At 57.4% G+C, this 9110-nt stretch carries 9 protein-coding genes and 1 tRNA gene; 4 read left to right on the top strand and 6 right to left on the bottom strand.

Annotated elements, in window-relative coordinates; genetic code table 11:
- Positions 1-333 precede the first annotated feature (333 nt).
- A complete protein-coding gene (locus N6P30_RS13245; RefSeq protein ID WP_058673240.1) occupies positions 334-1248 on the top strand; it encodes a hypothetical protein in 915 nt (304 codons plus the stop codon).
- Between the two features lie 513 nt (positions 1249-1761).
- Here N6P30_RS13245 and N6P30_RS13240 read toward each other — a convergent pair.
- From N6P30_RS13240 to rraB, 4 genes are all read right to left on the bottom strand, one after another.
- Positions 1762-1846, bottom strand: a tRNA-Leu gene (locus N6P30_RS13240).
- Between the two features lie 106 nt (positions 1847-1952).
- Complete coding sequence (locus N6P30_RS13235; RefSeq protein ID WP_023293400.1) at positions 1953-2675, bottom strand: hypothetical protein; 723 nt, start codon at positions 2673-2675, stop codon at positions 1953-1955.
- Positions 2676-2705: 30 nt separating this feature from the next.
- Entirely contained in the window at positions 2706-3464 is a 759-nt protein-coding gene (gene miaE / locus N6P30_RS13230) for a tRNA isopentenyl-2-thiomethyl-A-37 hydroxylase MiaE (RefSeq protein WP_023293401.1), read from the bottom strand.
- A gap of 46 nt (positions 3465-3510) precedes the next feature.
- Positions 3511-3936 carry a ribonuclease E inhibitor RraB gene (rraB, locus tag N6P30_RS13225; protein ID WP_008501374.1) on the bottom strand — a complete coding sequence of 142 codons (426 nt, stop codon included), beginning with the start codon at positions 3934-3936 and terminating at the stop codon, positions 3511-3513.
- A 99-nt stretch (positions 3937-4035) separates the two neighbouring features.
- On the opposite strand from rraB, the gene argL reads away from it, so the two are divergent.
- The 3 genes from argL (at position 4036) to xynR (ending at position 6055) form a co-directional block, all read left to right on the top strand.
- The gene (argL, locus tag N6P30_RS13220; RefSeq protein WP_213014347.1) at positions 4036-4131 is read left to right on the top strand and encodes a putative translational regulatory protein ArgL; all 96 of its coding nucleotides are present in this window, start codon (positions 4036-4038) and stop codon (positions 4129-4131) included.
- Positions 4101-5105 carry an ornithine carbamoyltransferase gene (gene argF / locus N6P30_RS13215; protein ID WP_023293402.1) on the top strand — a complete coding sequence of 335 codons (1005 nt, stop codon included), beginning with the start codon at positions 4101-4103 and terminating at the stop codon, positions 5103-5105. Before argL ends, argF begins: the two co-directional genes overlap by 31 nt.
- A 191-nt stretch (positions 5106-5296) precedes the next feature.
- Positions 5297-6055, top strand: a complete 759-nt coding sequence (gene xynR, locus N6P30_RS13210; RefSeq protein WP_023293403.1) for a DNA-binding transcriptional repressor XynR — start codon at positions 5297-5299, stop codon at positions 6053-6055.
- Between the two features lie 4 nt (positions 6056-6059).
- On the opposite strand, the gene N6P30_RS13205 is transcribed toward xynR, so the two are convergent.
- Together N6P30_RS13205 and N6P30_RS13200 are read right to left on the bottom strand one after the other, a co-directional pair.
- A complete protein-coding gene (locus tag N6P30_RS13205) occupies positions 6060-7670 on the bottom strand; it encodes a glycoside hydrolase family 43 protein (RefSeq protein WP_023293404.1) in 1611 nt (536 codons plus the stop codon).
- 11 nt (positions 7671-7681) lie between these two features.
- The gene (locus N6P30_RS13200) at positions 7682-9064 is read right to left on the bottom strand and encodes an MFS transporter (protein WP_023293405.1); all 1383 of its coding nucleotides are present in this window, start codon (positions 9062-9064) and stop codon (positions 7682-7684) included.
- Positions 9065-9110: the final 46 nt, after the last annotated feature.

Below are 9110 nucleotides of genomic sequence, written 5' to 3'. Positions count from 1 at the left end.
CTAAGCCTTACGGCACGTAGGGTTGGTCGAAATTTCCCTTTGACAACCTCAATTTAACCTCAAAATCAACCCTTGTACTGCAAAGAATCCTAACTAAAATGCTGAACATGTAGGGGGTAATCTTATTAACACACCCTATATGTTGTGCCCATGTATAAATGATGGGCATAAAAAAAACCGGAGTCACCTGCGTGAATCCGGTCTATGAAGCATGACCGCCATGAGTCTGCAAACTCATAACGATTGTTAGCCTCACTATCGTTTCTAACGGCTCGATTGTGCCCGGCTTGGTTGGTTATGTAAACAGTAAGATAAAATCAAAAGGAACGATCCATGCTTATTCAGAAAAAGCGTATTCGAAATATTGATAATTACATACCTAACTTTGATGGCCGTGATATCTACATTGCACATTCTTTGCCAGATGCGGGGAAAACGGACTCTATTGGTTTCTCAAGTCAAAGAGCTTTAGGTGAAGAAGTCCTCCCCAAAATTTTAGGGCCAATAACCAGATTCAATGCTAATGGCAAATCAGTACCTGACAAAACAGCACCTAAAGAAACTGCATACAGACAAATTTCATGGACTAGAAAGCAATGGATCGGAGGGGGCGCAACTCAAGAAGTTACTGACACTCGTGAAATTGAGTATAAGCGCTACAAGAGAATCCTCACCCCTCCACCAAGCATAGAGTTAAAGATTGTAGAGAATCTGCAAGGGGAGAAGTTGATCATCTCTCCAAAGCTAAGTTTGACAGCTAACAACAAAGAGTTAGTGGCTCACTGCATTAATCTTTTTTTAGAGCTTTTTGGGTTGTGCGAAACTGTTGACGACCAACTTAATACCATCGTTAAAAGTAAATCTATAAAACTAAACTGGAGCCTCCTGCCTCAGGGTCAACAGCCTTGGAGTACTATCGGTTCAAAAATCCTTTCAGCTATTAAGATCAGGGGAAAGGGCAATACCGCTGTTGTTGAAGGCAGACTTGAACTTATCAATAGTAAAAAACCAGATTTCGTAGCGGTTGGGCAAGCTGGGTTCCAAGGCTACGTGATATTTGGGTTCACAGGCCATAACATTTACGTGCTAGAAAGCTCACAATGTAATAACGCAACTTATATACTTAACAATAATTGGCAGCAGTTATCCCAGCTAACTAAAGCCGAAATACTAGACGGAAACTTGCACCATGCCCGTGTCATCCACCGTGTAAACTGGGCAGCAGAAATACTTAAATACTTACCATAAAGCGCCGGACGCGCGGGAATGAACCCCCGCGCACTTTCAAACATACCGCAATAGAATCCATAAAGCCCCGTTGGTGGTAAGACAACAAGCGGAGCCTCTGGCGACTACATCACAGTTATGTCAGTTAGTGAGGCTTATCAGGATGACCATGTACCCAAGGGGAGCGAGGCCGAACCGCTGGCAGAGCTTGCATATGGTCTGCAAGTACCGTGACCACCATAAACCTGTTTATCCCCTGCGGCGTCTCGCGACGGCGACAGAACGGGGGCATCGGGCTAAAATGCGCTTCACTAAAAGTTTTTGGGATTGTTTAGAGACGGTGGCTACGTCATAGCTTTCAAGTTGAGTCAGTACGTGTTTGACGCTTGGAACGACACGCCGCTATGAGTTAACATCCCAATTACCACTATCAACCACAGCGGCTTTTTCAAGGGACATAACAGAGCATTTCTTACAGGCAAAAGAGACAGATTTAATCGTCTAACTAGCTGTATTGTAAGGAATTTAGTGACTTGGTGCCGAAGGCCGGACTCGAACCGGCACGTATTTCTACGGTTGATTTTGAATCAACTGCGTCTACCGATTTCGCCACTTCGGCACTGAAGGGGATGCGGAAACGTTGTGGATTATACCTGTCGCGCGCCGCCATGCAAGCGACGACGCGCTAAACCCGCGCTAAGTGCCCAAAAAACCAGCGCCCTTTGTCACTCCAGCTCAGACACCGCCAGTCGAATCACCCTCGCCGCCTTCTGCTCCGGCAGCGCCAGCACCTTGGCCCACATCTCCTGCACCATATCGCAGGAGAGCTTCTCTTTGCCCGCCGCCTTCTCCGGCATCTGCAGCAGCTGGATGTCCTCGCCGTACTTATCGGCAAGCGCCTTCATAATCGGCCGCACGTCCTCGACAGCCGCCTCGCGCTCGGCTTGGGTCACGGTGTGGTGGTTTTTGCCGTAGGCCGCGCGCATCATGTCCGCGTCGGCCTGCATGCGCCGCGCCATCAGGTCTTTATCCAGCATGCGCATCGGGTTCACGCCGCCCTTCACCATCGGGTAGAGGAAGCGGAAGCAGGCGTCGTCGCTCACCTTCTGGATGGCGGCGGTCTGCTCCATATTGATGGTCATGTAGTTCACCACGTTGGCGTCCGGGGCGTTCTGCAGGCGCGTCATCTGCAGATGCAGGATCTGCGGCTGGATGGTGTCGATAATCTGCTGCTCCGGCTCGCCCGCTTTTTGCAGGGCGGCCATCTGGTCGAGGATGCGCTGATGCAGCGCGGGCTCCTGCTCCTTAATCACCTGCCAGGCGGGCATCTCGTTAAGGGCGGAATCCATCTGCCGTTCCGGTGCGCGCTGCCTGTCGAAAAACACCCAGAACGCCACGGCGGCAGCCGCGATGACGACAATCACAATACGGGTCCACGTTTTATTCATCTCGCATCCTTATCCTTGAGTTATGCCGGTTTACACCGGCACGCCGCTGTGGAAGCGAAACTCGTTGTCCGGTGTCGAGATAAGTGTGGCTTCAATTTCGCCAAAAAGCTTTATGCGCGGTGAGATATCGTCGTCGCTCACCTGCTGGGCCAGCGTCAGGTAGTCCTGATAGTGGCGCGCTTCCGAGCGCAGCAGCGAGAGATAGAACTTCTGCAGGTCGTCGTCGAGGAACGGGGCCAGCGCGGCGAAGCGTTCGCAGGAGCGGGCTTCGATGTAGGCGCCGCAGATGAGCTTGTCGATCAGCGTCAGCGGTTCGTGAGTGCGCACTTCCTTCAGCATCCCTTTGGCGTAGCGGCTGGCGGTGATTTTGACATACGGAATGTCGCGGGCCAGCATCGCCTCGCGCACCTGCCAGAAATGGTGCAGCTCCTCTTTAATCAGCAGCACCATGCTGTCGATGAGCGCCTGGCCCCACGGGTCGTCGGTTTTGGGCATCACGCTTTTGCCGATCTGCTTATGCAGGGCGATGAAGTCCGGCTCCGGGCCGTCGCGGAAGGTGAACTGTTCGTAGGGTTTGAGCCAGTCGAGCAGCGCGTCGGCACCGCTTTCGTCGGCGACGTATTTACGCACCAGCAGCAGCGCGGTCTGGGCGGCCTTGAGCTCGCACACCATGTGGTCGGTGAGCAGCAGCGGCAGGTTCGCCGGGTCGCGGGCTTTATCAATCCATGCTTGCGGGGTCGGGCACTGGAGGAAGTTGAGTACGGGGGCGAGTATCTGCGGGTAATCCATGGTTCTGCCTTGAAAAAGCGGTGGCGCGCGCCACCGCCTGAAACGCTTAGTGACGCACGCCGTCGTCGTCTTCGTCGACGTAATCTTCGTCGTCGCCTTCTTCGCCGTCTTCACCGTTCGGATCTTCGAAGTAGGTTCCCCAGCCGTCGTACTCCACGTCAAACTTCTCGGCCAGGTTCATCAGCTGTTCTACCTGCGCGTCGATCAGCTCCGCCTTCAGCGCGCCTTCGCTCAGGATGTCGCAGCAGATGACAGTGTCGCCCTCTTCCACTTCCAGCTCTTCCGGCTCAGTCACTTCGTAACCCAGTTTAAAAGCTTCCACCGCCATTTTTTCCAGCGCGTCGAAATCATCCGCAGAGAAATGGTGCTCGATGGTGTACAGCGCGTCCGGATCGCTACCGTCTTCCAGCAGCTCTTCAATAATCAGACGCGTCTCTTCGCGTTGCTCTTCCAGTAATTCCGGGTTTGCCATGGCTCAATCCTCTTTAAAGTGCGGCAGATACTTCTATTTTCACACACGGACGGGTTTGCCTCCACCTTTGTTGGAAAGATTTGTGAAACGGGGTTGCAAATGAATAATTACACATATAAAGTGAATTTTAATTCAATAAGTGGCGTTCGCCATGTGAGGATAAAATGTCTGATCTGTACAAGAAACACTTTCTGAAATTGCTCGACTTTACCCCTGCACAGTTCACTTCTCTGCTGACCCTTGCCGCACAGCTCAAAGCCGATAAAAAAAATGGCAAGGAAGTACAAAAGCTTACCGGTAAAAACATCGCGCTCATCTTCGAAAAAGACTCGACTCGTACCCGTTGCTCTTTCGAAGTTGCCGCATTTGACCAGGGCGCGCGCGTTACCTATTTAGGGCCGAGCGGCAGCCAGATTGGGCATAAAGAGTCAATTAAGGATACCGCGCGCGTGCTCGGGCGGATGTACGACGGCATTCAGTATCGCGGCCACGGCCAGGAAGTGGTCGAAACGCTGGCGCAGTATGCGGGCGTGCCGGTGTGGAACGGGCTGACCAACGAGTTCCACCCGACGCAGCTGCTGGCGGACCTGCTGACCATGCAGGAGCACCTGCCGGGCAAGGCGTTTAACGAGATGACGCTGGTTTACGCGGGCGACGCGCGCAACAACATGGGCAACTCGATGCTGGAAGCGGCGGCGCTGACCGGGCTGGATCTGCGTCTGGTGGCCCCGAAAGCCTGCTGGCCGGAAGAGAGCCTGGTGGCAGAATGCAGCGCGCTGGCGGAGAAGCACGGCGGCAAAATCACCCTGACGGAAGATGTGGCGGCGGGCGTGAAGGGCGCGGACTTCATCTATACCGACGTGTGGGTGTCGATGGGCGAAGCCAAAGAGAAGTGGGCGGAGCGGATTGCGCTGCTGCGCGGGTATCAGGTGAACGCGCAGATGATGGCGCTGAGCGGCAACCCGGACGTGAAGTTCCTGCACTGTCTGCCGGCGTTCCATGACGACCAGACCACGCTCGGCAAGCAGATGGCGAAAGAGTTCGACCTGCACGGCGGGATGGAAGTGACGGACGAGGTGTTTGAGTCGGCGGCGAGCATCGTGTTCGACCAAGCGGAAAACCGGATGCATACGATTAAGGCGGTGATGGTGGCGACGCTTGGAGAGTGATCCTTTCTCCCACTTTATTGATTCGGTGCGCTCTTCTTGCCGGGTGGCGCTGCGCTTACCCGGCCTACACAACCCGTAGGCCCGTGCAAGCGTAGCGCCGCCGGGCGAATCAGGCCAGCTCCATTTCATTGATTTTTCACCCCGAAAAAGGTACGTTTTCGCCTTAATTCCAGCGTGGACATACCAGCATTATGCCGATTATTCAGTCTGTTGAACGTGCGTTGCAGATCCTCGACCTGTTCAACGAGCAGGCCACCGAGCTTAAGATCACCGACATCAGCAAACTGATGGGGCTGAGCAAGAGTACCCTCCACTCGCTGCTGAAAACCCTGCAGCTGCATGGCTATATCGATCAGAACCCGGAAAACGGTAAGTATCGCCTCGGCATGAAGCTGGTCGAGCGCGGCCATTTTGTCGTGGGCTCCATCGATATTCGCCAGAAGGCGAAAGGCTGGCTGACGGAGCTGTCCCAGCGGACCGGGCAGACCACCCATCTGGGGATCCTGGACGGGCGTGAAGGGGTTTATATCGAGAAGATTGAAGGCAAGCTGGCCGCCATCGCCTATTCGCGCATCGGCCGCCGCCTGCCGGTTCACGCCACCGCCATCGGCAAGGTGTTGATTGCCTGGCTGGGCGAGGCCGAGCTGAACGCTCTGCTGGAGGGCTATCAGTACACCACCTTTACGCCCGCTACTCTCTCCTCTCGCGAAGCCTTAATGAGCGCCCTGGCGCAGACCCGCGAGCAGGGCTATGCCCTGGATAGCGAAGAGAACGAGCAGGGCGTGCGCTGCGTGGCGGTGCCGGTGTGGAACCATGAATCCCGCGTGATTGCCGCCCTGAGCCTGTCGACGCTGACCTCCCGCGTGGACGACGCAGAGCTGGCTGGTTTCCGCGAGCAGCTTCAGCAGGCCGGGCTCCAGCTTTCACGCGCGCTGGGCTACCCGGCCTGAGCCGTTAAACCGGCTCGTAGGTGAAGTAGTCGAAGTCCGCGTGGCAGCCGTCGCCGCTGATGTCTTCGCAGTGCAGCCCCACAAACGCGCCGGTAAAGAAGCCGCGCCCGCCAATGTAGTCGTCCGACAGCTTCCACGCCTCATACGTCACCGGCACGGTGTGCCACGTCTCGCCATCAAACGAGTAGCTGTAGCGGTAGACCAGCGTATCCACGTCCACCCGCAGCCAGACGCTCTCGGCACTCTCCGGCACCGGAATCGGCTGCTCGTGCAGCGGCCATGACGGCACGTTGTGGTCGAGCTGAATAACCTTGATGGTTCTCCCCTGCCCCTCCTCGTAGTCCACAAAGCAGTAGCTCCAGTTTTTACTGTTGTAGTAGCAGGTCAGTCCGGCGCTTTGCTGGAAGTGAACCGGCGAGAACTGCATCCGCGTTTCTGAGCGGAAAGCGAAGTGCTGCCAGCGGCGCGCCACGGTCGACTGGGTGAAGGTGGAGTTGAGCGAGTCGTTGCCGTAGAGCCGTAAATAGCCGGGGCGTGCGGTGAGTGAGCCGAGAGTGTCGTCGAACGGGATGCGCAGGGTCTGCAGTTCCGGGTCAAGCGTGCTGCCGTCAAAGTCCTCCCGCCAGTTGCCCTGAACGGATGCAGGCTGTTCCGCCACCTGCGGGCCTTTCACGGTCAGCTGCGCGTGCTTGCCCCCTTCCACGTACGGCCAGCCGTCGCGCCATTCAATGCGGGCGATACCGGTCTCGCGCCCCAGCGGACAGTAGCCTCGTCCGCCGGAGGCCAGCAGCGGCACGCCGGGCAGGCGCAGCGGGCGGCTGGTGAGGTAGGCCATGTACCACTCCCCGGTGTGGGTCTGCAGCAGCGAGCCGTGGCCGCTCTTCTGCAGCGGGTTCTCCGGCAGGTGCCAGCTGGTCATCATCGTCACGTCCGGGTGCAGCTCGTACGGCCCGTCGATATTTTTGGAACGCAGCACCACGACGGCGTGCTCGTAGCTGGTGCCCCCTTCGGCCACCATCAGGTAGTACCATCCCGCGTGCCGATAAAGGTGCGCCCCCTCGGTGTAGCAGAGCGGCGTGCCGGTAAACAAGGTTTTGCGCTCGGGCGAGAGGGTGCCGGTCTGCGGGTCAAACGCCTGCATCACGATGGTGTTGTGCGGGTTGCTGTGGTGGCGCGGCCCCCACGGACGGTAGAGGTAGTACTTGCGGCCATCGTCGTCGTGGAACAGGGACGGATCAAACCCGCCGTTGCCCATCGGGATCGGCTCGCTCCACGGCCCTTCGATGGACGGCGCGGTGACCAGGAAGTTGCGGCCATTTTTCCACGGCGAGTCGACAATCTTTACGTCGGTGTAGAACAGCCAGAATTTGCCGTCAGCATAGCTCAGGCACGGCGCCCAGATGCCGCCGGAATCCGGGTTGCCCTTCATGTCCAGCATCGACACGCGGTCCAGCGGGGTGCTGACCAGCGACCAGTTTTTCAGGTCACGGGAGTGATAGATGCGCACGCCCGGGAACCACTCGAAGGTCGAAGTGGCGATGTAGTAGTCCTCGCCCTGGCGGCACAGGGACGGGTCCGGGTTGAAGCCGGTCAGAATAGGGTTAGTGATTTGCATAGTGCCTCCGGTTAATGGGATGCGGCTGTCGCAGCGTCGGGAACGGCCTCGCCCTGCGCCGCGCGGTGCTTGATCAGCTGCTGGCTGATGGCCTCCACGCGGGCGTCAGTGAGCTTGTAGAACGACAGCATGATGAACATGCCCGCGTAGAGCACCACCGGCACCACGCAGAACAGGATTTTGATGGTGGTCAGCACCTCTACCGGCTGCACGCTGCTGCTGGCGGAGTAGTTCACGTACGCCAGGATCCAGCCTACCACCGCCCCGCCAATCGCCAGGCCAATCTTCAGGCTGAACAGGTAGGTGGAGAACACCAGCCCGTCGAGGCGGCGCCCGCTGCGACTCTCCTCGTAATCCACCACGTCAGAGGCCATCAGCCACTGCAGCGGCGTGGTGGTGTTAAAGACGAACAGGAACAGGATGTTGAGGGCGAAGATCAGCGCGATATGCTCGGCCGGGGTGACGAAAATCAGCAGGCTGATCAGCGAGTAGGCGACGATGATCCACTTGAAGGCGGTGACGCGGTCGAAGCGCCCCAGCAGGCGGGAGGAGCAGAGCGAGCCAAACATGGTGGCGAGGCTGCCGTAGAGTAAAAACTGGGTCGCCATCTCCGGGTGATCCATCACGTATTTGACGAAGTAGAGCGTCGCCCCGCCGCGCACCACGTTGGAACAGGTCGCCATCATCTTGAACGCGCACATGATCCGCCACTGGCCGTTGCCGAGCAGAAGCTTGAGATCTTTCGCCACCGACGAGCCCGGCTGCACCTCAAAGGTGTAGCGCTCTTTGGTGGTGAAGAAGCAGACGTAGAGCAGCACCACGCCGGTCAGGCCCAGCACGCACATGGCGCCGAAATAGCCCACCTGCTCGTCCCCCTTGCCGATGATGCTCACCAGCGGCAGGGCAATGCCGCTGATGGCGAGCGAGCCCGCCGCCGCCAGGAAGAAGCGCCAGGACTGCAGGGCGTGACGCTCTTTCGGGTCGGCGGTGATGACGCCGGGCATGGCGCAGTAGGGCACGTTAACGAAGGTGTAGACCAGGGTCAGAAGAATGTAGGTCACGCAGGCGTAGATGATTTTGCCCTGCGCGGAGAAGTCCGGCGTGTAGAAGGTCAGCACGCAGACGATGCCAAACGGGATGGCGCCCCATAGCAGGAACGGGCGGAACTGGCCGTGCCGCGTGCGGGTGCGGTCGACCAGCAGCCCCATCAGCGGGTCGGTCACGGCGTCGAGCACGCGGGAGATTAAAAACAGCGTCCCCATAATGCCCGCCGACAGGCCGAAGACGTCGGTGTAGAAATAGGCCAGCAGGAACATGGTAGCCTGCCAGACGAAGCCACAGGCGGTGTCACCCAGCCCGTAGCCAATTTTGTCTTTCATGGTTAATTGCGTCATCAGAATTACACCCTTATGTAGTGTGCTGAATTACAACATCGTGTTA

It is taken from the genome of Enterobacter sp. PL1 (assembly GCF_945957325.1).
In the GTDB taxonomy this organism is placed as follows: Bacteria; Pseudomonadota; Gammaproteobacteria; order Enterobacterales; family Enterobacteriaceae; genus Enterobacter; species Enterobacter roggenkampii.
Note: the sequence above shows the minus strand (reverse complement) of the source record. Positions and strands in the feature narration are given on the sequence as shown.